General features: G+C 65.0%; 22 protein-coding genes. 12 read left to right on the top strand and 10 right to left on the bottom strand.

Annotated features, from left to right (window positions below; all coding sequences use genetic code 11):
- Window positions 1-19: 19 nt before the first annotated feature.
- From EN850_RS17165 to pcaQ, 7 genes are all read right to left on the bottom strand, one after another.
- A complete protein-coding gene (locus EN850_RS17165) occupies window positions 20-805 on the bottom strand; it encodes a coniferyl-alcohol dehydrogenase (protein WP_136091957.1) in 786 nt (261 codons plus the stop codon).
- A gap of 2 nt (window positions 806-807) precedes the next feature.
- Window positions 808-1,863, bottom strand: coding sequence for a branched-chain amino acid ABC transporter permease (locus EN850_RS17160; protein ID WP_136091836.1), 1,056 nt, complete (start codon window positions 1,861-1,863; stop codon window positions 808-810).
- A complete protein-coding gene (locus tag EN850_RS17155; RefSeq protein ID WP_136091835.1) occupies window positions 1,860-2,756 on the bottom strand; it encodes a branched-chain amino acid ABC transporter permease in 897 nt (298 codons plus the stop codon). Before EN850_RS17155 ends, EN850_RS17160 begins: the two co-directional genes overlap by 4 nt.
- Window positions 2,753-3,475: an ABC transporter ATP-binding protein gene (locus EN850_RS17150; RefSeq protein ID WP_136091834.1), complete on the bottom strand. Its 723-nt coding sequence runs from the start codon at window positions 3,473-3,475 to the stop codon at window positions 2,753-2,755. Before EN850_RS17150 ends, EN850_RS17155 begins: the two co-directional genes overlap by 4 nt.
- Complete coding sequence (locus tag EN850_RS17145; protein WP_136091833.1) at window positions 3,472-4,215, bottom strand: ABC transporter ATP-binding protein; 744 nt, start codon at window positions 4,213-4,215, stop codon at window positions 3,472-3,474. The genes EN850_RS17150 and EN850_RS17145 overlap by 4 nt, the downstream gene beginning before the upstream one ends.
- 21 nt (window positions 4,216-4,236) lie before the next feature.
- Window positions 4,237-5,553, bottom strand: a complete 1,317-nt coding sequence (locus EN850_RS17140; RefSeq protein WP_136091832.1) for an ABC transporter substrate-binding protein — start codon at window positions 5,551-5,553, stop codon at window positions 4,237-4,239.
- A 140-nt stretch (window positions 5,554-5,693) separates the two neighbouring features.
- The gene (gene pcaQ, locus EN850_RS17135; protein WP_135916153.1) at window positions 5,694-6,611 is read right to left on the bottom strand and encodes a pca operon transcription factor PcaQ; all 918 of its coding nucleotides are present in this window, start codon (window positions 6,609-6,611) and stop codon (window positions 5,694-5,696) included.
- Window positions 6,612-6,704: 93 nt separating this feature from the next.
- Here pcaQ and pcaD point away from each other — a divergent pair, with 93 nt between their 5' ends.
- The 6 genes from pcaD to pobA are packed head-to-tail and all read left to right on the top strand — an operon-like array spanning window position 6,705 to window position 11,516.
- Window positions 6,705-7,514: a 3-oxoadipate enol-lactonase gene (pcaD, locus tag EN850_RS17130; protein ID WP_136091831.1), complete on the top strand. Its 810-nt coding sequence runs from the start codon at window positions 6,705-6,707 to the stop codon at window positions 7,512-7,514.
- Window positions 7,507-7,917, top strand: coding sequence for a 4-carboxymuconolactone decarboxylase (gene pcaC / locus EN850_RS17125; protein WP_127870566.1), 411 nt, complete (start codon window positions 7,507-7,509; stop codon window positions 7,915-7,917). The genes pcaD and pcaC overlap by 8 nt, the downstream gene beginning before the upstream one ends.
- On the top strand, window positions 7,910-8,662 hold the full coding sequence (pcaH, locus tag EN850_RS17120; RefSeq protein WP_136091830.1) for a protocatechuate 3,4-dioxygenase subunit beta: 753 nt from the start codon (window positions 7,910-7,912) through the stop codon (window positions 8,660-8,662). Before pcaC ends, pcaH begins: the two co-directional genes overlap by 8 nt.
- Complete coding sequence (gene pcaG, locus EN850_RS17115; protein WP_135921339.1) at window positions 8,662-9,276, top strand: protocatechuate 3,4-dioxygenase subunit alpha; 615 nt, start codon at window positions 8,662-8,664, stop codon at window positions 9,274-9,276. Before pcaH ends, pcaG begins: the two co-directional genes overlap by 1 nt.
- Window positions 9,277-9,291: 15 nt before the next feature.
- A complete protein-coding gene (locus EN850_RS17110) occupies window positions 9,292-10,344 on the top strand; it encodes a 3-carboxy-cis,cis-muconate cycloisomerase (RefSeq protein WP_135916161.1) in 1,053 nt (350 codons plus the stop codon).
- Window positions 10,344-11,516: a 4-hydroxybenzoate 3-monooxygenase gene (gene pobA, locus EN850_RS17105; RefSeq protein ID WP_135865127.1), complete on the top strand. Its 1,173-nt coding sequence runs from the start codon at window positions 10,344-10,346 to the stop codon at window positions 11,514-11,516. The genes EN850_RS17110 and pobA overlap by 1 nt, the downstream gene beginning before the upstream one ends.
- Before the next feature lie 6 nt (window positions 11,517-11,522).
- Here the strand turns inward: pobA and EN850_RS17100 are convergent, their stop codons facing one another.
- From EN850_RS17100 to EN850_RS17090, 3 genes are read right to left on the bottom strand one after another with little or no spacing between them, the layout of a single operon-like run.
- Window positions 11,523-12,386 (bottom strand): carbohydrate ABC transporter permease, encoded by an 864-nt coding sequence (locus tag EN850_RS17100; protein WP_135916165.1) that lies wholly within the window; start codon window positions 12,384-12,386, stop codon window positions 11,523-11,525.
- Window positions 12,383-13,273: a sugar ABC transporter permease gene (locus tag EN850_RS17095; RefSeq protein ID WP_135881663.1), complete on the bottom strand. Its 891-nt coding sequence runs from the start codon at window positions 13,271-13,273 to the stop codon at window positions 12,383-12,385. The genes EN850_RS17100 and EN850_RS17095 overlap by 4 nt, the downstream gene beginning before the upstream one ends.
- A 13-nt stretch (window positions 13,274-13,286) precedes the next feature.
- Window positions 13,287-14,579, bottom strand: a complete 1,293-nt coding sequence (locus tag EN850_RS17090; RefSeq protein ID WP_135881662.1) for an extracellular solute-binding protein — start codon at window positions 14,577-14,579, stop codon at window positions 13,287-13,289.
- A gap of 324 nt (window positions 14,580-14,903) precedes the next feature.
- Here EN850_RS17090 and EN850_RS17085 point away from each other — a divergent pair, with 324 nt between their 5' ends.
- The 6 genes from EN850_RS17085 to EN850_RS17060 are packed head-to-tail and all read left to right on the top strand — an operon-like array spanning window position 14,904 to window position 20,383.
- A complete protein-coding gene (locus EN850_RS17085) occupies window positions 14,904-16,175 on the top strand; it encodes an extracellular solute-binding protein (RefSeq protein ID WP_136091829.1) in 1,272 nt (423 codons plus the stop codon).
- 48 nt (window positions 16,176-16,223) lie between these two features.
- Window positions 16,224-17,156: a sugar ABC transporter permease gene (locus tag EN850_RS17080; RefSeq protein WP_136091828.1), complete on the top strand. Its 933-nt coding sequence runs from the start codon at window positions 16,224-16,226 to the stop codon at window positions 17,154-17,156.
- Window positions 17,153-18,007: a carbohydrate ABC transporter permease gene (locus EN850_RS17075; protein ID WP_136091827.1), complete on the top strand. Its 855-nt coding sequence runs from the start codon at window positions 17,153-17,155 to the stop codon at window positions 18,005-18,007. Before EN850_RS17080 ends, EN850_RS17075 begins: the two co-directional genes overlap by 4 nt.
- The gene (locus EN850_RS17070; RefSeq protein WP_135881659.1) at window positions 18,004-18,744 is read left to right on the top strand and encodes a PIG-L family deacetylase; all 741 of its coding nucleotides are present in this window, start codon (window positions 18,004-18,006) and stop codon (window positions 18,742-18,744) included. Before EN850_RS17075 ends, EN850_RS17070 begins: the two co-directional genes overlap by 4 nt.
- Window positions 18,741-19,616 (top strand): ROK family protein, encoded by an 876-nt coding sequence (locus EN850_RS17065; RefSeq protein ID WP_136091826.1) that lies wholly within the window; start codon window positions 18,741-18,743, stop codon window positions 19,614-19,616. Before EN850_RS17070 ends, EN850_RS17065 begins: the two co-directional genes overlap by 4 nt.
- Window positions 19,613-20,383: a GntR family transcriptional regulator gene (locus EN850_RS17060; RefSeq protein ID WP_135881657.1), complete on the top strand. Its 771-nt coding sequence runs from the start codon at window positions 19,613-19,615 to the stop codon at window positions 20,381-20,383. Before EN850_RS17065 ends, EN850_RS17060 begins: the two co-directional genes overlap by 4 nt.
- Window positions 20,384-20,398 lie beyond the last annotated feature (15 nt).

Genomic DNA, 20,398 nt, shown 5'->3' with positions numbered 1-20,398 from the left:
CTCGATGGAGCTTCACAGATTAGAAGCCGAGCACTTCGGCATTGATGGATGCTTCGAGGCCACCGTCAACCGGCACATTAGCGCCGTTGACCCAGCGCGCGCCGTCCGAGCACAGGAACAGCACGACAGGCGCGACGTCACCCGATGTGCCGGCACGTCCGACCCGGGCGATATCGCTGTCGACGCGGGCATCGCCAAGCACGGAGCGAAACTGTTTCAGGATCGGTGTTTCGACCGGGCCAGGGCTCACCGCATTGACGCGGATGCCACGGTTCCTGAACAGCTCCTGATGTGCCGCGCGCATCGTCCACAGGAGCAGCAGTTCCTTGGACACGGGGTAGCCTTCCTCGTTCTTCATCGCGTGGTCGGCGACCACTTTGGCGACATCGGGGAAACCTTCGATGCCGACCATCGAGGCGGCGCGGTTGAGATTGGCGCGCCAGCCATAACCGGCGATCGAGGCGACGTTGACGATGGCGCCGCCTTCGCGAAGGCTGGGCGCAAGCCCTTCCGAGAGCGCACGCAGACCGAAGAAGTTGACGGCCAGCGTCGAGGCCGCACCGGTGTTGCCGGAGAGGCCGGCGACATTGCAGAGTGCATCGATGCGCTGCGGCAGGCGCGCGATGAGCTCATCGACGCCCGCCTTCGACGAGATGTCGGCCTTGACGAAACTGCCAACCGCTGCAGCCGGCTCGCGCACATCGGCGCCGATCACGTCGGCGCCGAGCTGGCCGGCAAGCTCCGCCGTGCGTGCGCCGATGCCGGAGGCAGCCCCGGTGATGAGGATGGTCTTGCCGAAAAGCATGCTCATGCCTTCTCCTGATATGTTGTGGCTTGCTGCGACGGGATCATGCCGCCATCGGCGACGTTCGCCGGCAGCTTGACGCGGTAGCCGACCGGCAGCAGGCGCAGCCCAAAGCGCTCCTCGATCGTTCCCCACAGGCCGCGCGGCAGGAAAAGCGAAAACAGCACGGCGGTGGCGCCGAGGCCGATCAGGTACCAGACGCCGGCGCCGCCGAACCAGGTCTCGATGAGGAAGAAGACCAGCGCGCCGAGAATGGCGCCCTCGAACGTGCCGATGCCACCGACCAGAACCATGAAGATCATGTAGGCTGTCCACTGCACGTTGAAGTAGGTTTTCGGCTGGAAGGTGATGGAGGTCGCCAGCCACAATGCGCCGGCAATGCCGATGCCGAAGGCGGCAAGCACGAACAGCAGCCGCTTGGTGCCGGTGACGCGCACGCCGACCGAAGCGGCCGCATCCTCATTGTCGCGAATGGCGCGGATGGCGGCGCCCGTGCTGCCGCGCAGCAGGCCGAAGAGGGCAGCGAGCAGGGCCGTCATCGAGGCCAGCGCCAGCCAGTAGATGGTCACCCGCCTCATCGAGGCATCGTAGACGTTGAGCGAGATCAGCGAGGTGCCGGTTTCGCCTTGCACCAGCCGGTCGAGATTGACCAGGAGATGGGTGAGCGCCGCGATCACCCACATGCCAATGGCGAACTCGCCGTTCTTGAGCCGCAGCATGAAGAGCGACAGCGGCCAGGAAACCGCGCCGACGATAATTCCCGATGCAAAGAGCGCCAGGAAAGGATTGAGACCGGCATCGGCAAGACGGATGGCGAAATATGCGCCAAGCCCGAAGAACACCTGCTGGCCGACCGAGACCAGGCCGCCGAAACCGGCCAGCGCGTTCCACATCGCCGCCAGGATCACATAGATGAACAGCGCCGTCATGCGGTCCACCGCGCCGGCCGACAGGAATTGCGGGGTGATGGCGAGCAGCCCAATGATGATGGCGACCGTTATCGCCGCAATGCGCGAGGTCGCGGTGCCGCGCTCGATGACGGGCGAGACGGCGCTCATGACGCGCTCCTCGACGGCGGGTTGAGCAGGCTGCGCAGGCTGAGGTCGGCCATCGAAAGCCGCACGAACAGCACGATGAGGAACACGGCGTGGCCGCCGATGAGGAAGCCTTGCGGATGCACCTGCGCGCCGAGCGTCTGGGCCAGCGCCAGCACGATGCCGCCGACCAGCGTGCCCCACAGCGAACCGGCGCCGCCGATGACGGCGGCCTCGAAGGCGAACAGCAGTTGCGGCGCACCGGCATAGGGATCGAAGGTAGCGCGCATGCCGAGGAAAGCGCCGGCAAGACCGACCGTCACCATGGCGATTGCCGCGGCGACAGCATTGGCGCGGCGCGCATCGACGCCGACCAGCCCGGCGGTGTCGGGATCCTCCGAGGTGGCGCGGATCGCGCGGCCGAGCCCGGTGCGGCTGAGGAAGAGCTGCAAGCCGCCAAGCAGCACCACGGCGGCGATGAACATGATCACCGCCAGCTTGCCGACATAGATGCTTCCCGGCCATTCCCAGGAATCGTAGGACAGGCTGCCGATATAGGGCGCCAGCGAGCGCGTATCGGCGCCGAACTGTTCGAACAGCATGTTGTCGATGACGATGGCGAGGCCGAAGGTCGTCAGGATCGGCAGCAGCGCGCCGCCGCGCGCGCTGCGCTCGAGCAGGAAGCGCTGCAGCGCCCAGCCGATCAGGGCCATCAGCGGCAGCACGATGAGCAGGCCGGCAAAGGGCGGAATGTGGAAGCGCGAGGCCAGCCACCACAGCGCGTAGGCCGAGAACACGGCCAGGCTGCCATGGGCGAGATTGATGATGCGCATCACCGAAAACATGAAGGACAGGCCGCAGGCGATGAGCGCGTAATAGCCGCCAAGCAGGACGCCCTGGACGATCTGGTTGCTCATGCCGGCTCGGCCTTCTGCTTGTGCAGGCCGAAATAGGCTTTCGTCACCTCGTCGCGCGAAACGCTCTTGCTGTCGGCCGCGAGCGCGATGCGTCCTTCCAGCATGCAGATGACCTTGTCGGAGACTGACAGCGCCCGGTTGAGATCCTGCTCGACCAGGATGATCGTGGTTCCCGAGCGGATCAGGCCTTGCAGCGCGGCATAGACGCGGTCGACGATCAGCGGCGACAGGCCGAGCGACACCTCGTCGAGCAGCAGCACGTCGGGATTGCTCATCAGCGCCCTGCCGATCGCCGTCGCCTGCTGCTCGCCGCCGGAGAGATGACCAGTCTTGGCATGGCGGCGCGGTTTCAGATTGGGAAACATGTCCAGCACTCTGTCGACGCTCCAGTCGCCTGGCCGCCCAGTGGTCTTGCCCAGCAGCAGGTTCTCCTCGACCGTCATCCGCACGAACAGTTTTCGCCCTTCCGGCACCAGCGCTATGCCCATGCCGACGCGTCTGTGCGACGGCACGCTGGTGAGATCGGCGCCATCCAGAAGCACACGGCCGGCCGCCGGCTGGTGCGCGCCGGCGATGGCCCTGAGCAGCGTCGTCTTGCCGGCGCCATTGGCGCCGACCAGCGCCAGCGTTTCGCCGCGCTTGACGCCGAAGCTGACGCCGCGCACCGCCTGCAGCAGGCCGTGCCGGACAACCAGGTTCTCGACCGACAGCAGGCTCATTTCGGGCCTCCGCCGAGATAGGCGCGCACGACCTCCGGGTCGGCCATCACCGTTTGCGGCTCGCCATCGGCGATGATCTTGCCCGCATCCATGCAGATCAGCCGCTCGGCCACCTGCAGCAGGATGTGCACGATGTGCTCGATCCAGACGATGCCGATCTTGCGCCGACGCAATTCCTTGATCGTGTCGACAAGCTCGCCGGCTTCGCCATCGGTCAGGCCGCCGCCGATCTCGTCCAGCAGCAGCAGCGTTGGCCGGGCCGCCAATGCGCGTGCCAATTCCAGACGTTTCCGGTCGAGCAGGCCGAGCGTCTCGGCGCGCCGGTTGGCGACCCCAAGCATGCCGCACAGCTTCAGCGAGCCGAGCGCCTCCTCATAGGCCTCGTCGCGGCCGAGCCCCGCGCCATGTGACGCGGCAACAAAAACATTCTCGAAGGTGGTCATGCCGCTGAATGGTTTAGGCACCTGATGCGTGCGCACCAGGCCCAGGCGGCAACGCGCCGTCGCCGGCAGCGCCGTTACATCGCCGCCCTTGAAGGAGACCGAGCCGGCGCTCGGCGGAAAGGCGCCTGAAAGCACGCTGAGCAGCGTGGTCTTGCCGGCGCCGTTCGGGCCGACAATCCCGACCGCCTCGTCGGCGGCCATGGTGAAATCGACGGCCTCCAGCACCACGAGCGCGCCGAAGCGCTTGTGGATGCCGGCGGCGGCGAGAACAACCTGTTGTTGCGGATGGGTCACCAGGCGGTCCTCGTCAGCGGTCCATCAGCCGTTGTAGGGCAGCAGCTTGGCTTCGACAGGCACTTTCGGGTCGGTGGCGTTCTCGGTCACGACGTAGTCGAGCGGGAACTTGCTGCCTTCCTTGCCGGCAATCCATTGCGTGCCGATGATCGGGCCGGGCGACACATTGGCCACCGGGCCGCCGGTGAAGTCGACTTTGCCGATCATGGTTTCGGTCTTGAGCGTGCTCAGCGCCTTGGCCACAGCCGCCTTGTCCTTGGCATTGGAGCTCGCTTTCAGCGCCTCGAAGCCGGCGTCGAGCAACGACATCGAGGCGCCGAGCTGCTGCGTCCATTGTTTGCCGCTCGCCGCCTCGTAGCCGTCGGCAAGCTCGGTCCCAGAGACGCCGGTCAAAGGCGACTTGTAGGGGAAGGCCTTATGCCAGTAGGCGGCGCTCGAAATCTTCATGCCGAGGTCGCCGAGCGCCTCGATGTCGGAGGGAAACAGCCCGGTCTTGGCCACCTGGCAGATCTTGATCTGCCTGATCAGGCCTTGCTGCGCCGCCTGGCGCCAGAAAGCGGCGAAGTCCGGCGGGATCGGGAACGAGTTGAAGATCTCGACGCCTTCCTGCTTGAACAGCGCGATCTGCGAGGAATAGTCGGTGGTGCCGGTCTCATAGGCGCCGGGATCGACAATGGTAAAACCCTGCTTGGCCAGCAACGGGGCCAGATGAGCTCGGATGGCGTTGCCGTCGGCGTCGTTCGGATACATGACGCCGACCTTCTTGTTGGTCTCGATCAGATTCCACTGCGACACGTAGGCCCTGAAGAATTCGTCGACCCCGAAGCCGAAATGATAGGTCCATTTGAACGGCGAGGGCGCGCCGGGCTTGGCGCCGCGGCCGAAATACCAGGCTTCCCACGGCATGACCGTCGACAGGCATGGCACGCCGGCGGCTTCGCAGGCATCGGCCACCGGGTTTATCACTTCGGGCGTCGATACCGCGAGCATCAGGTCGATGGCCTGGTTGTTGATCAGGTCCTTGGCGAGCTGGCCCGCGCGGGAGGGGTCCGATTGCGTGTCCTGGTCGAGGATTTCCACACTGTATTTCTTGCCGCCGAGCTCGATGCCGCCGGCCAGCGCCTTGCGGGCTAGGTCGAGCACATAGCCGTCGGTCTCGCCGAAGCCGCCGAGCGGTCCGGTGCGCGGGCTGACGAAGCCGACCTTCAGCGTGTTCTCAGCCTGGGCGAAGGCCTTGCCGCCACCAAGCGCGAGTGCCGCGCCGCCAGCCATCGAGGTGGCGAGAAACTGGCGCCGCGACACGCCACGAATACTGGATCTGCTACTGCTAGCGTAGGTCATGCATTCCTCCCTCTGTGGTCCTCCATCGGTACAGTGCACCAGTGATTTGGTTCGGTAAAATGATATTTTGCGGTGTTTCATTAACCCTGGGGTTAGCGGATTCCTGAGGGAAGACGGAGCCCGTCTGACCAGTCGATGCCTTAGCTGCCCGATCTGGCCGCCTCGCGAATGGTTTGCAGCAGAATGGTGAAGGCCGGCGAGGGGGCGGTGTCGGTGCGCATCGTCAGGCCGACCGGCCCCTTGGTCTCGTCGGTGTCGACCGGCAGGGAGACGAAGGCGCCGTTGGCGATCTCGTTGGCGACCACGCCGGCCGAAATGATCCACACCGCATTGCTCTGCCGCATGAAGGCGCGGCCGAACGAATCCGAGACCGTCTCGATCTCGGTGGCCGGCGCGGTCATGCCGTTGGTTATGAACAGGCGATCGACAAAGGGCCGGATGACGGATTCCCGGGTCGGCATCAGCACCGGAAATTCGTCGAGGCTGGCGAAGATGTCGGCCCCCGGCTCCAGTAGCGGATGTCCGGCCCGCACCACGAACAGCACTTGTTCGGAGTAGAGATGTTCGAAGAAAAAGCCGGTCATGTTCTCGGGCGCCGCCAGCCGTCCGACGACGAGGTCGAGCGCGCCGATGCGCAACTGTTCAAGCAGAACAGCGTTTTCGCCGGTGACGATTTTGAGAGCGGCGCCGGTATTTTCCCGCAGGAACAGGCTCATGGCTCGCGGCATGACCTTCGCCGACACGGTCGGCAGCGCGCCGATGCGGATCGGATGGCGATTGACGGCGCCGTCCTGGCGGACGGAATCGACACCGCGCTTGAGAGCCGTAATCGCCGAACCGGCATGGCCGAGGAAAATCTCGCCAAGCCTCGTGACGCGGATGCCGCGCCCGTCACGCTCGACGACGGCGACACCGAGCGCGTCTTCCAGTTCACGCAGCGTCTTGGTCACCGCCGGCGCGCTGACATGCAGAAAATCGGCTGCGCGAGCCACGCTGCCTTGTCGCGCAACTTCCAGGAATGCCTGCAGGTGGCGGAACCGGATGCGGCTCTCGGACATGAATTTGATAACCCCTGAGTTAATGAAACGGCGCAAAATATCATTTTACCGAACCAAATGCCTTGTGCAATGTGGAGATGGAGGATCGAAATCGTGCCATTCGTCACCCTTGGCGGCATCACGCTGCATCACCGATATGTCGAGGCGAACGGCAGGACGCCACCGTTGGTGTTCATCAATTCGCTGGGCACCGACTTCCGCATCTGGGACGAAACTGTCTCGGCGCTCGATGGGGAAATGCCCTTGCTGGTCTATGACAAGCGCGGCCACGGACTGTCCGACATCGGCGACATCAGGTCGATCGACGATCATGTCGACGATCTCTCTGCGCTCATCGATCATTTCGGGTTGGAGAAGGTCGTGCTGTGCGGCCTGTCGGTCGGTGGCATGATCGCGCAAGGGCTCTATGCCAGGCGGCCCGAAATCGTCGAGGCCATGATCCTGTGCGACACGGCCCACAAGATCGGCACGACGGACAGCTGGAACACACGCATTGCGACGGTCGAAAGCAAGGGTATCCAGGCCATTGCCGATGGCGTGCTCAAAGTGTGGTTCACTCCGACCTTCCATACCGCGCGGACGGCCGAGCTTGACGGCTATTGGAACATGATGACCCGGCAATCGCCCGCCGGCTATATCGGGACTTGCGCGGCGGTTCGCGACGCGGATTTCACCGATGCCGCACGCCGCATCGCGGTGCCCACGCTCTGTATCGCCGGCGACCAGGATGGCTCGACACCACCCGATCTCGTCCGCTCGCTGGCGGCTCTTATCCCCGGTGCGCGTTTCGAGATCATCCGCGACGCCGGGCACATTCCCTGCGTCGAACAACCCGAGGCGCTCACCGCCCTGATCCGCGATTTCATCGCATCGCTTGCCCCTGGAGCACAAACCCATGGATGAAGTCCCCGGCAACGCAGCCAGGTATCGCACCGGCCTTGCGGTGCGGCGCGCCGTGCTCGGCGATCCGCATGTCGATCGGGCCGAGGTCGCTGCCACCGATTTCGACCAGCCTTTCCAGGAACTGATCACCGAGGCTGCCTGGGGAACGGTGTGGGCCAGACCAGGCTTCAGCAAGCGCGAACGCTCGATCGTCACGCTGGCGCTGCTGGCGGCACTCGGCCATGATGAAGAGGTCGCCTTGCATGTGCGCGCCACCGCCAACACCGGTGCGACGCGCGAGGATATTTGCGAGGCCTTCCTGCATGTCGCGATCTATGCCGGCGTGCCGGCGGCCAACCGCGCCTTCAGGATTGCCAAGGAGGTGTTTGCGGAAATGGACGCAGACAAGGCTGCCCATGGCTGAGCCCGGCTCCAACCGGACGCCGGAAACCGGCGCCTTCTTCCAGCGCGACCGCCAATGGCACCCGCCGGCGTTCACGCCGGGTTACAAGAGTTCTGTGCTGCGTTCTCCACAGAAGGCATTGCTGTCATTCGACAACACGCTGTCGGAACTGACCGGCCCGGTGTTTGGCCATTCCATGATCGGTGAACGCGACAACGACCTGATCCACAATTTCGCCAGGCCAGGCGAGAGCGCCATCGGCGAGCGCATCATCGTCCATGGACGGGTGCTCGACGAGCGCGGCGTCGGCGTCCCCGGTGCACTGCTTGAGTTCTGGCAGGCCAATGCCGGCGGCCGCTATCGCCATAAGAAGGACGGCTATCTGGCGCCGCTCGATCCGAATTTCGGCGGATGTGGCCGCACCCTCACCGGCGAGGACGGCGCCTATGCCTTTCGCACAGTCCGGCCCGGTCCTTATCCCTGGCCGAACGGCCCGAACGATTGGCGGCCGGCGCACATCCATTTCTCGGTTTTCGGCCACGGCTTCGCGCAGCGGCTGATCACGCAGATGTATTTCGAGGGCGATCCGCTGATCTGGCGCTGTCCGATCGTCGGCGGCATTCGCGACAAGGCGGCCGTCGAAGCGCTGATTGCCGCGCTCGACATGCAATCGACAATCCCGATGGACGCGCTTGCCTACAAATTCGATATCGTGCTGCGCGGGCGCCGCTCGACGCTGTTCGAAAACAGACCGGAGGGCAATTGATGGCGCAGTCGCTCGACCGGCCGAAAGAGAGCCCTTCGCAGACCGCCGGACCCTATGTCCATATCGGGCTGACGCCGAATTTCTGCGGCATCGGCGGCGTCTATGAGGACGATCTTGGCTCGGCCATGGTCAATGAGCGGACCAAGGGCGAGCGCATCGAGCTGCGCATTCGCGTGCTCGACGGCACCGGCACGCCGTTGAAGGACGCGCTGATCGAGATCTGGCAGGCGGATGCCGACGGGCTCTACAATTCGTCCGCAGAGATGCGCGGTGCCGCCGATCCGAACTTCTTCGGCTGGGGCCGTTGCCCGACCGACATGGAAACCGGGCTCTGCTCGTTCGAGACCATCAAGCCCGGCCGGGTGCCGTTCCGCGACGGTCGCCTGATGGCGCCGCACATCACGCTCTGGATCGTCGCGCGCGGCATCAACCTCGGTCTGCATACACGGCTCTATTTTTCCGACGAGGAAGAGGCCAATGGCGAGGATCCGATCCTGGCGCGTATCGAGCACCGCGTTCGCGTGTCGACGCTGATCGCCGAGCGCCAGGGCGACGCCTATATCTTCGATATCCATCTCCAGGGGGAGAAGGAAACCGTCTTCTTCGACAGTTGATGGACGGAGCAGGACATGACCGTATCGCCCTTCGACCATCCGCTGCTTTCGGGCCTGCTCGGCGACGAGGAGGCGGCGCGGCATTTTTCGGTGGAAGCCGACATTGCCGCGATGCTGGATTTCGAACGTGCCTTGGCCGAAGCCGAGGCCGACCGCGGCATCATCCCCAGGGAGGCCGCGGCGGCGATCGTCAAGGCGATTGCCTCGTTCCGGCCGGATACCGGCAAGCTGCGCGCTGGGGTCACCAAGGATGGCGTCGTGGTGCCGGAGCTGGTGCGCCAGATCAAACTGGCCGTCGGCGAACCGCATGGCGGTTCGGTCCATTTCGGCGCCACCAGCCAGGACGTCATCGACACCAGCCTTGTGCTCCGGCTGAAATCCGTCGTCGAGCATCTCGGCCTGCTGCTGACCGAGACAATCATAAGGCTCGCGTCCCTGGAGGAGCGCTTCGGGGGTAGGGCGCTGACCGGGGTGACCCGCATGCAGCCGGCGATCCCGATCACCGTGGCGGATCGCGTGACGGCGTGGCGGGCGCCACTGCAGCGGCACCAGGAGAGGCTGTCGCAACAGTCGACGCGCCTGCTCGTCCTCCAGTTCGGCGGCGCCGCCGGCACTCTGGAAAAGCTTGGCGACAAGGGGCTGGCGGTGCGCGCCGCACTTGCCGCCAGGCTCGGCCTCGGCGATGCCTCGCAATGGCAGAGCCAGCGCGATGCGCTCGCCGATCTTGCCGGCCTGATGTCGCTGATAACGGGAAGTCTCGGCAAGTTCGGCCAGGACATCGCGCTGCTGGCGCAAGGCGGCACCGACATCGAGCTATCGGGCGGTGGCGGCTCGTCGGCGATGCCGCACAAGCAGAACCCGGTGAAGGCCGAAGCATTGGTGGCGCTTGCTCGTTTCAACGCCATGCAACTTTCCGGCATGCATCAGGCGCTGGTGCATGAGCAGGAGCGTTCGGGTTCCGCCTGGACGCTGGAATGGCTGCTGCTGCCGCAGATGGTCGTCGCGACGGCCGCATCCCTGCGCCTTGCCGCCGAACTGGCCGCGCAGGTCGAAAGCCTCGGCCACTGATGCGCACCCAGGTCGTCATCGTCGGCTCGGGACCGTCCGGCCTGCTGCTCGGCCAGTTGCTCGCCACCATCGGCGTCGAGACCGTCATCCTCGAGCGGTCGAGCCGCGAGCACGTGCTTGGCCGCGTGCGGGCCGGCGTGCTCGAACAGGGCACGGTCGACCTGCTTGGGGAGGCTGGTGCTGCTGAAAGGCTGCATGCCGAAGGCCTTCCGCACTCCGGCATCTCGCTTGCTTTCGACGGACGGCTGCACCGCATCGATCTCACTGCACTCACCGGTGGCAAGCATGTCACCGTCTATGGCCAGACCGAGGTGACACATGATTTGATGGACAAGCGCGAAGCGGCGGGACTGGTCACCGTCTATGAAGCAGCCGATGTCGCGCTGCACGATTTCGACGGTGCCGCGCCTTTCGTCACCTATGAGAGGGATGGCGTCAGCCATCGCATCGACTGCGACTTTATCGCCGGCTGTGACGGCTATCACGGTGTCTCCCGCAAATCGGCACCAGCGCGGGCGCTGAAAACCTTCGAGCGGCAATATCCGTTCGGCTGGCTGGGCGTGCTGGCGGAAGTGCCGCCGGCCGATCATGAACTGGTCTATGCCAATCATGAGCGAGGCTTCGCGCTGTGCTCGATGCGGTCGACGCACCGCAGCCGCTACTATGTGCAGTGCCCTCAGGACGACAGGGTCGAGGCATGGTCCGACGACCGCTTCTGGGACGAGCTGCGCCGCCGCTTGCCGGAGCGGACGGCAGCAGGCGTCACCACCGGGCCGTCCTTCGAAAAGTCGATCGCGCCGCTGCGCTCCTTCGTCGCCGAACCGATGCGCTTTGGCCGGCTGTTCCTGGTCGGCGATGCAGCCCATATCGTGCCGCCGACCGGCGCCAAGGGTCTCAACCTCGCCGCCAGCGACGTGCGCTATCTCTTTGCCGGCTTGCGCGACTTCTACCGCGAGAAATCCATGGCCGGCATCGACGCCTATTCGCAAAAGGCATTGGCGCGGGTGTGGAAGGCGGTGCGCTTTTCCTGGTGGATGACGACCATGCTGCATCGCTTTCCCGATACCGGCGACTTCGGCCAGCGCATCCAGGAGGCCGAACTCGACTATCTCGTGCACTCGCGCGCAGCGTCGACCGCGCTTGCCGAGAACTACGTCGGCCTTCCTTACTGAGGACGGCTACCCCTTGATCGCCGAGCCGACGATGGAATCGACGAAGAAGCGCTGCAGGAAGACGAACAGGATGAGAGGCGGCAGCACGGCCAGCGTCGCGCCGGCCATCACCAGTCCGGTGTTGACCGCGCCCCTGTTGTAGCTCAACAGCCGGCTGAGGCTGATGACGATCGGATAGGCGTCGGCGTTGCCTTGCAGCACCGTCAGCGGCCACAGATAGCTGTTCCAGTGATAGACGAAGGCAAACAGCGCCAGTGCGGCGATCGCGGGCGCCACGCTCGGCGCCACGATCTTGAACAGGATCAGCAGTTCCGAGGCGCCGTCCATGCGCGCGGCGTCGATGAGGTCGTCGGGCACCCCGGCGATGAACTGGCGCATCAGGAAAATGCCGAAGGCATTGGCGAGGTTGGGCACGATGATGCCGGCAAGGCTGGCATTGAGGCCGATCGAGCCGACAAGACGATAGAGCGGGATCAGCGTCACGATCGGCGGCAGGAACATGGTGGCGATCAGCACCGAAAACAAAAGCGAGCGGCCGGGGAAGTGGTATTTGGCGAAGGCGTAGCCGGCCATCATGCTGGTGACCAGCACGCCGCCCGTGGTGATTGAGGCGATCACCAGCGAGTTCCACATCGACCGGCCGACATTGACCACACCCGAAACTTTTTCATAGGCCTCGAGGCTCGGCGCATGCGGTATCCAGACCGGTGGCACCTGCATGCTCTCGGCCGGCGTTTTCAGGCTCGACAGCACCATCCACACCAGCGGGAAGGCGGATGCGACGGCGGCCAGCAGCATCAGCGTCGCCAGCAGCGCCTTGCGGCCGGAGGGGCGTCCGCGCGGAAGCCAGCTCGACGATCCCGCGCTCATTCCTGGTTCTTCCGGTTGGCGAGTGCGAAGAGCGCGCAGACAACGACGATCAGCGACAGCATCAGCATGACAGCCATGGCCGAGCCCAGTCCGCCCTGCGCGCGTTCGATGCCGACACGGCGGATGTGATAGGTCAAGACATTGGTCGAGCCAACCGGCCCGCCCTGCGTGATCAGCGCCACCGGCTCGAACACCTGCACCGCGTTGATGATGGCGATGACGGCGCTGAACAAAAGCGTGCGCCGCATCAGCGGCAAGGTGATGAAGCGGAACTGCTCGAATCGGTTGGCGCCGTCGAGCTTCGCCGCCTCGTAGAGGCTGCCCGGAATCTGCGTTAGCCCTGCGATTGCCAGCACGGTGAAATAGCCGACCTGCTGCCAGACGTTGAGGAAGACGATCGAGATCAGCGCCGAGCGCGGCGACGACAAGAAGGGCTGCGGTCCGACGCCGATCAGGCCGAGCATCTGGTTGAGCGGCCCCTCGCTCGGCGAATAGAGTTTCGACCAGACCAGCGCCACCGCGATCATCGGCACCATATAGGTGGAGAACAGCACCGTCCTCAGCGCCGTGCCGCCGGCGACATCGTGCTGGTAAACCATCAGGCCGAAAGCCACCGACAGCGGCAGGATCAGGACGACGGACAGTGCGGTATAAATGGCGGTGTTGGTCAGCGCGCCCTTGAAGTCGCGCCCGACCGAGGTCGGCCCGAAGATCTCGCGGAAATTGTCAAGGCCGATGAAGCTGGCGCTGGAAAACGGTGTCTGCGTCGACCAGTCCTGAAAGGACAGCCAGACGGTGAGCAGCATCGGCAGCAGGATGAAGATGCCGATCAGCGTCACGGCGGGCATAAGCATGATGCCCGCCGAGGCACAGTACCTCTGGATCATTACGGTCTGATCATTATTTGGCGGCGCGCTCCAGGATCGAGGTGGCGTCGGCCTGCGCCGTCGCCTGCGCATCCTTGGCCGAGACCTGGCCATACTGCAACGCCTCGATCGTCTGCTGCAGGGATTCCGAGAATTCCTGTCCGCCGGGCACCACCGGGAAGGGCTTTGCGTCGGCGAGCACGCTGACATAGCCGGACAGGAATTCCGAGCCGAGCTTGTCCTTGTGCGCCTCGATGTCGGAGGTGCGCGACGGCAGGATGCCCATCGACATCAGGATGTCGGACATGGCCGACGCGCCGTTCTTGCCGGACTTCGGATTGTTGAGCCAGGCCAGGAAATCCCATGCCGCCTTCTGCTCGGCCTGGCCCGCATTGGCGTTGACCACGGTCATCCAGGAATAGGAGATCGCATGCGGCTTGTCGCCGCTCGGGCCGACGGGGATGGGGGCCGTGGCGATGTCGGTGAACTTGTCGCCCATGCCGGTCTTCAGCGCACTCTCCCACCAGTTGGCCATGATGATCATGCCGGTCTTGCCGGAGACGAAATTGTCGAGGAACGGGCCGGTGGTGTTGGCGTCGGCGGTCGCCATGGCCGGCACGCTGGCGCCGGACTTGATGAGGTCTTCATAAAGCTGGAACGTCTCGCCGGCCTGCTTGCTGTCCAGCACCGGCTTGCCCTCCCTAACCAACTCGCCGCCATTGGAAACCAGCAGTGACGCGAAGGGATGGACGACGCCCGCGGCCCATGAATTGATCATGCCAAAACCCTGTTGGCCGGCGTCCTTGTTGGTCAGTTTCCGCGCCGCGTCCTTGAACTCGTCCCACGTCTTTGGCGGAGCGGCGATGCCGGCCTGCTTGAACAGCGCCTTGTTGTAGTTGAGCGCGTAGACGTCGATCTCGTTAGGTATGCCGTAGAGCTTGTCGCCGACCGAAGCGGCGCTGGCGACGCCCGCCGGCCAGGCGCCCTTGACCTCGCTCGCCACCGCATCGGGGGCAGGAGCGACGAGCTTGTCGCGGGCGAGTTCCGGCAGCCAGAGATCGTAGATGCCACCGATTGTCGGACCGTCCGCACCGCCGCCTTGGGAGCGAAGCGTGGTCAGGAGATCGCCGAAAGGAACGGCGCGCACGGTGACGCTGATGTCGGGATTGGTCTTGGCGTAATCCTTGGCCGCCGCTTCCAGCAGCGCCACCGTCTCGGGCGACCAGTGCGTCAGGTAGGAGATGTTGACCGATTGCGCCCAGCCGCTGGCGGGCAGGATGGCAAGACCCGCGGCCAGTGCCAGTTTCGACGTCCAGGCAAACGACATCCTCATCCTCCACTTGAGCATAGCGATCACAATGACGTTATGACAACATGAAGCGATCGCGCAAGGCCCGTTTGCGAAAAAGCTGCATGCAGAAACTGGCACCATCTTTCCATGGCCACCACAGTGAGATATTTAGTTATTCAAAAACAATAAGTTATTAGAATTTATTGAATCAGATCATTCGACGATGCCGTTCTGAGGGAAAATGACACCTCTTGCTAACAACGCTATGTCGTTATAATGACTTAGGCCGAGCGAATGACTCTCGTGCGGCATCGAAGTGTCGCGGGACGCCAAGGACAGAGAAAAACGGGAGAACTGGCAATGAGCATGCTTTCAATTCACCGGCGCGCCGCGCTAGGGCTGATCGGCGGCCTTGCCGCCGCCTGCGCGGGCATCTTCACGACCCTGCCGGCCAGGGCCGACAGCACGGTGACATTGTGGAGCTGGCGCACCGAGGACGAGGCGGCGATGCGCCGCATCTTCGACGCCTTCGAGGCCAAGAACCCCGGCATCAAGGTCAACATCCAGTTCACCCCGGATGCCGACTACCAGAACCGGCTGAGCACGGCGCTGCGCGGCGGCCGCGGGCCTGATATCGCCCAGCTCAAGGCCTATGGCGAGTTGCAGCCCTTCGTCGATGCCGGCTATCTCGACGTGCTCGACGACAGCGTGCCGGAATTGAAGAACATGCCGGACGCAGCCCTTGGCGGCGCGCGCGGCCGCACCGACGGCAAGGTCTACGGCGTGCCTTATTCGGTGCCGATGATGGGGGTGTTCTACAACCAGGATATCTTTGCCGCGCAAGGCATCGAGATCCCCAAGACCTACAAGGATTTCGTCGCCGCCTGCGAGAGGCTGAAGGCGGCCGGCATCACCCCGATCGCCACCGGCGGCGCCAATGGCTCCGCCTGGGAACTGGAGATCGGCGTCGGCGTCATCGGCCCGACCGTCTACGGCCCCGGCTTCTACGACGAGATGATGACCGGCAAGGCGACCTTCGAGGACCCCCGCTATGTCGCGGCACTGAAGCGCTTCGCCGAGCTGAAGCCCTATTTTCCCGACGGCTTCGCCGGCATCGACTACACCACGGCCACGCAGCAGTTCATCGGCGGCAAGGCGGCGATGTTCCTCGGCGGGTCCTTTGAGAACGGCAGTTTCAAGGCGCAGAACCCGAAGCTGAAATTCTCCATCTTCCCATTCCCAGCCGACGAAGCCGGGGCAAAGCTCTATACCTCGGCCTTCTCGGACGGCTCCTATGGTCTCGTCTCCGAGAGTCAGAACAAGGAGGACGCCACCAAGGTGCTGGGCTTCATGGCCTCGGCCGAATTCGCCCAGCTGTTCGCCGACGAGCTCGGCTGGCCGCCGGCCCGCACCGATGTGACGGTGAAGGACCCTGTGCTGGCGCAAATGATGGAAATGTCGAAGAAGTCGACACCCTATCTGACGCTGGTCGGCTTTCGCTGGCAGTCGCCGACGGCCTCCTCGGTCTTGCAGTCGGAGATCATCGACATGGTCGAAGGCAACATCGCACCCGAGAAGCTGGCCGCCGATATTCAGGCCGCCGTCGCCACCTGGTTCAAGCCGAAGCAGTGAGGAGCCGGGCCGGTCGCATCGCGGCCGGCCTCTCGCCGGACAGAACGTATGGCCAACCTTCACCGCACAAGCAGCCTGAAACGCACGCAGCAGCGCATGGCCGTGCTTTTCATCCTGCCGGCACTGGCCGTCTATGCGCTCTTCGTCCTCTATCCCCTGGCGATGTCGCTATGGGGCAGCTTCTTCATCTGGAAGGGGCTGCGCATGGTCGAGTTTGCCGGTTTGTCGAATTTCTCGCGGCTGTTCGTCTTCCCGAGTGGCGCGCGGCTCTACGGCGCGCTCTGGCACAACACCGCCTGGTTCTTCGGCATCATGGTCCTCCAGAACGGCATCGGCCTTTTGTTCGCCTGGCTGCTGTTCCTGCGCGACAGGGGCGCGGCCTTCTTCCAGTCGGTGTTTTTCTTTCCGGCGGTGCTGAGCCCGGTCATCGTGGGTGCGCTGTGGCGGCTGCTCCTGGCGCCCGGCGGCGTCGTCGAATGGGCGCTGAACGGGCTTGGCCTGCATGAGGGCAGCCTCACCGTGCTAGGCAACAGCCACACGGCGCTCGGAATGCTGATCGCCGTCGACGCCTGGAACTGGATGGGCTTGCCGGTGCTGATCTACACGGCCGGCCTGCGGCAGATTTCCGGCCAGATCTTCGAGGCGGCCAAGCTCGACGGCGCCGGCAATGCACGCATGCTGTTTTCGATCGCGCTGCCGCTTTTGATGCCGGCGCTCGGCACGCTGACGACGCTGTCGTTTATCAACACCTTCAACCAGTTCGACATCGTCTATGTTATGCAGGGCGTGCAGGGCAATCCGAGCTACGCGACCGACACGCTGGTGACCTATTTCTACCGGCTGGCCTTTGGCGCCGAGGGCGCTGTCGGTATCACGGATATCGGGCTGGCGCTGGCCTTGGGCACCGTACTGTTCCTGATCCTCAGCATCGGCACGCTTCTGATGCTGCGCTTCTTCGATCGCCGCACGGTGCAGCTATGAGCGCGCTGGCGATCCCGCACAGGACCTTCTCGCCGAGACTGGCGCGGCTGCCCGGCTGGACGGTGCTGGTCTGCTGGACGGCCGCGGTTCTGCTGCCGCACTACATCCTCGTCGTCTCCTGCTTCAAGACGACCGCCGAGATCTATGACAATCGGCTCGGCCTGCCGCAAAGCTGGGCCTTCGACAATTTCGTCCGGGCGTGGACGCGCGCCGATCTCGGCCACAATTTCATCAACAGCCTGATCGTCACCGGCGGCGCGGTCATTCTCACCATCGTCGTCTCGGCGATGGCCGCCTATCCGCTCAGCCGCTACCGGCTCGGCTGGAACGCCATCATGCTCGGCCTGTTCCTGTCGGGCATCATGCTGCCGATCAGGCTGGCCTCGGTCGAACTGTTCACCTTGATGCGCAATCTCGGCCTGCTCGATTCGCTGACCGGGCTGATCCTCGTCTATTCGGCGATCCGCATTCCCTTCGCCGTCTTCATCTTCGCCAACTTCATGCGCGTGTTGCCCTCCGAACTCGACGAGGCGGCGCGCATGGATGGCGCCGGCGAGGTCCGCATCCTGTTCCAGATTATCCTGCCGATGGTGAAGCCGGCGGTGTCGATCGTCGCCATCTTCACGGCGATCGCCGTGTGGAACGACTTCTTCTTCCCGCTGATCTTCATCTTCGACGACCGCTACAAGACCGTGCCGCTGGCGATCAGCGTCTTCGTCGGCCAGTTCCGCACCGACTGGGGCCTGGTCTTCGCCTCGCTGGCGATCTCCATGGCGCCCATCCTGATCATGTATTGTCTGCTCGCCCGCCAGATTCGCGAAGGCGTCGGCGCCGGGGGAGGCATGAAATGATCGAAGACAGGATCTACGCCGCAAGCTCCATCCTGGTCGTCGGCGCGCACGCCTTCGATGCCGAGGTGATCGCTGGGCCGCTGGCCGCCGCCGCCGTTAAACGCGGCGCTTCGGTGACCTTCCTGCACCTGACCATGGGCGAGCAGGGGCATCCCTGCCTCATCCCCGCGCATTATTGCGTGCAGAAGGAAGAGGAAGCGGGCAGGGCCGCCGAGCGGCTTGGTGTCAAGGTGCGCAGCCTCGGCCTGCGCGACGCCTTCCTGCCGTCGGACGACGAGACGGCGCTCGAGGTATGCGACATCATTCGCGAACTCAAACCCGAGATCGTCATCACTCATTGGCACGGCAGCTGGCACAAGGACCATCGCGCCGCCGCGCATCTGACGCAAACCGGCATCTTCTACGCCGCCCTGCCAACGGTAGCCAGCGACAACCCGGCGCACACGCCGCAACTGCTCCTGTTCGGCGAGAACTGGGAGGATGATGACGGTTTTCGGCCCGAACATCTCGTCGATGTCAGCGACGGCTTCGAGGACTGGAGCGAGGCGGTCAAGGAGTACGAGTTGGCGCGGGGCCTGAGCAGCTTTCCCTATGTCGATTACTACAGCGCGCTCTACCGGTTGCGCGGCTGCCTGCGCGGTACGCGTTACGCACAAGCCTTCGCGGCGGCGTCGCATTCGTGGAATGCCGGCAGCGGCCTGTTCGCGCCGCCGTTCGGCAAGGGGCCCGGCCGATGACGCGGGTTCTGGCCATCGATCTCGGCGGCACCAATCTGCGCGCCGCCGTCTTCACCGGCGATGTCGGCGCGCTGGACATGCCGAGCCGCGAGCCGGCGCCGGCAAGCCTTGATGCGTTCGTCGCCCGCATCCAGGCGCTGCGCGCTGGAGCCGGGGCGGTCGAGGCGCTCGGCATCGCGGTGCCCGGGCTCGTCGAAGGTGTCGTCTGCCGCTGGATCCCGAACCTGCCGTTTCTCGACGGCGTCGACGTCCAGGCCCTGTTTCCAGGCCTGCCCGTGGCGCTCGGCAACGACGCGCAGATCGCGCTGCTGGCGGAAGCCGTCGAGGGTGCGGCAAAAGGCATGTCGGATGCGATCCTGCTCGCCATTGGCACCGGCATCGGCTCGGCGGTGCTGGCCAACGGCCGCATCGTTGCCGGCGCGCATGGCGGCGCCTGCTCGTTCGGCTGGGCTTGCGCCGACATCAAGGATCATGGCGAGGAGCGCAGCGGCTGGCTGGAGCGCGTCGCCTCGGGCCGGGCGCTCGATGCGCTTGCCGGCCAGATCGGCCTCACCGATGGCCGCCAACTGATCGCCGCCGCTCAGGCAGGCGAACTCGCAGCGCAGACCTTGCTGGAAGTGCCGGCGCGGCGGCTCGGCACGGCGCTGGCCGGGGCCGTGGCGCTTCTCGATCCGCAGGCGGTTCTGATTTCGGGGGGACTGGCCGAGGCGCTGGAGGTGATGCGGCCGCCGCTGCTTGCCGCGCTGCGGCATCAGTTGCCGGCGCATCTGCGTGGCATCGATGTCCGGCCCGGCCGGTTCGGTCCGGGTGCCGGTCTTGTCGGCGCGGCGCTGGCTGGTCGCGCCGGGAAAGAGTGGAGACAGGTGCGATGAGCGAAGCGAGCTTTCAGCAGCCGGACCGCAGACGCCCGGAGCCGCTCTGGTATCAGGTCGAGGAGGCGATCCGCGCCATCGTCAAGAGCGGCGAATGGGCGACCGGCGACCAGATCCCGGCGGAAGACCGGCTGTGCGCTCTGTTTGGCGTCAGCCGCATCACCTTGCGCCATGCTCTGCGCAATCTGGAGGAAGGCGGGCTGCTGCGGCGCGAGCATGGCCGCGGCACCTTCGTGCGCTCGACCACGCTGGTGGCCGGCACGCGCGAGCTGACCAGCTTCACCCAGGAAATGGGCAATATGGGCGTGGTCGCCGGCTCGCGCCTGCTCGATTGCAGCCTGACGACGGCCAATGCTGCGGCGGCCGGCGCGCTGGAGATCGAGGAAGGCGATCCGGTGGTGCGCATCCGGCGTCTCAGGTTGGGCAACAACGAGCCGATCGGCATCCAGACGGCGCAGCTTTCGGCGGCGCGCGTGCCGGGGTTCCTCGACGCCGGCCTGCTGCAAGGCTCGCTCTACGAAGCGCTCGAGCGTCACTACGGCATCGTGCCGGTGGCCGCGCGGGAAAACTACCGCGTCGGTGCCGTTGGCGCGGCGGACGCCGACCTGCTCGATCTGCCCGCCGGCAGCCCCGCCTTCATCGTCGAACGCATCACCACCGACGAGCGCGGCCCGTTCGAATTCACCGTCTCCATCATGCGCGGCGACCGCTACGAAATCCGCTCGACGCTGCGCGCCGGGCGCGTCCCGTCGAACCCGCGAAGCTGATCCACCCTCCCAAGC

This window comes from Mesorhizobium sp. M8A.F.Ca.ET.207.01.1.1 (genome assembly GCF_004794715.1).
Taxonomy (GTDB): Bacteria; Pseudomonadota; Alphaproteobacteria; order Rhizobiales; family Rhizobiaceae; genus Mesorhizobium.
This window is presented reverse-complemented; position numbering and strand designations above follow the sequence as displayed.

Coding starts and splice junctions, on each gene's coding strand:
- EN850_RS17165 (WP_136091957.1), bottom strand. CDS start 805: ATGCTTTTCGGCAAGACCATCCTCATCACCGGGGCTGCCTCCGGCATC.
- EN850_RS17160 (WP_136091836.1), bottom strand. CDS start 1,863: ATGAGCGCCGTCTCGCCCGTCATCGAGCGCGGCACCGCGACCTCGCGC.
- EN850_RS17155 (WP_136091835.1), bottom strand. CDS start 2,756: ATGAGCAACCAGATCGTCCAGGGCGTCCTGCTTGGCGGCTATTACGCG.
- EN850_RS17150 (WP_136091834.1), bottom strand. CDS start 3,475: ATGAGCCTGCTGTCGGTCGAGAACCTGGTTGTCCGGCACGGCCTGCTG.
- EN850_RS17140 (WP_136091832.1), bottom strand. CDS start 5,553: ATGACCTACGCTAGCAGTAGCAGATCCAGTATTCGTGGCGTGTCGCGG.
- pcaQ (WP_135916153.1), bottom strand. CDS start 6,611: ATGTCCGAGAGCCGCATCCGGTTCCGCCACCTGCAGGCATTCCTGGAA.
- pcaC (WP_127870566.1), top strand. CDS start 7,507: ATGGATGAAGTCCCCGGCAACGCAGCCAGGTATCGCACCGGCCTTGCG.
- pcaH (WP_136091830.1), top strand. CDS start 7,910: ATGGCTGAGCCCGGCTCCAACCGGACGCCGGAAACCGGCGCCTTCTTC.
- pcaG (WP_135921339.1), top strand. CDS start 8,662: ATGGCGCAGTCGCTCGACCGGCCGAAAGAGAGCCCTTCGCAGACCGCC.
- EN850_RS17110 (WP_135916161.1), top strand. CDS start 9,292: ATGACCGTATCGCCCTTCGACCATCCGCTGCTTTCGGGCCTGCTCGGC.
- pobA (WP_135865127.1), top strand. CDS start 10,344: ATGCGCACCCAGGTCGTCATCGTCGGCTCGGGACCGTCCGGCCTGCTG.
- EN850_RS17100 (WP_135916165.1), bottom strand. CDS start 12,386: ATGAGCGCGGGATCGTCGAGCTGGCTTCCGCGCGGACGCCCCTCCGGC.
- EN850_RS17095 (WP_135881663.1), bottom strand. CDS start 13,273: ATGATCCAGAGGTACTGTGCCTCGGCGGGCATCATGCTTATGCCCGCC.
- EN850_RS17090 (WP_135881662.1), bottom strand. CDS start 14,579: ATGTCGTTTGCCTGGACGTCGAAACTGGCACTGGCCGCGGGTCTTGCC.
- EN850_RS17085 (WP_136091829.1), top strand. CDS start 14,904: ATGAGCATGCTTTCAATTCACCGGCGCGCCGCGCTAGGGCTGATCGGC.
- EN850_RS17080 (WP_136091828.1), top strand. CDS start 16,224: ATGGCCAACCTTCACCGCACAAGCAGCCTGAAACGCACGCAGCAGCGC.
- EN850_RS17075 (WP_136091827.1), top strand. CDS start 17,153: ATGAGCGCGCTGGCGATCCCGCACAGGACCTTCTCGCCGAGACTGGCG.
- EN850_RS17070 (WP_135881659.1), top strand. CDS start 18,004: ATGATCGAAGACAGGATCTACGCCGCAAGCTCCATCCTGGTCGTCGGC.
- EN850_RS17065 (WP_136091826.1), top strand. CDS start 18,741: ATGACGCGGGTTCTGGCCATCGATCTCGGCGGCACCAATCTGCGCGCC.
- EN850_RS17060 (WP_135881657.1), top strand. CDS start 19,613: ATGAGCGAAGCGAGCTTTCAGCAGCCGGACCGCAGACGCCCGGAGCCG.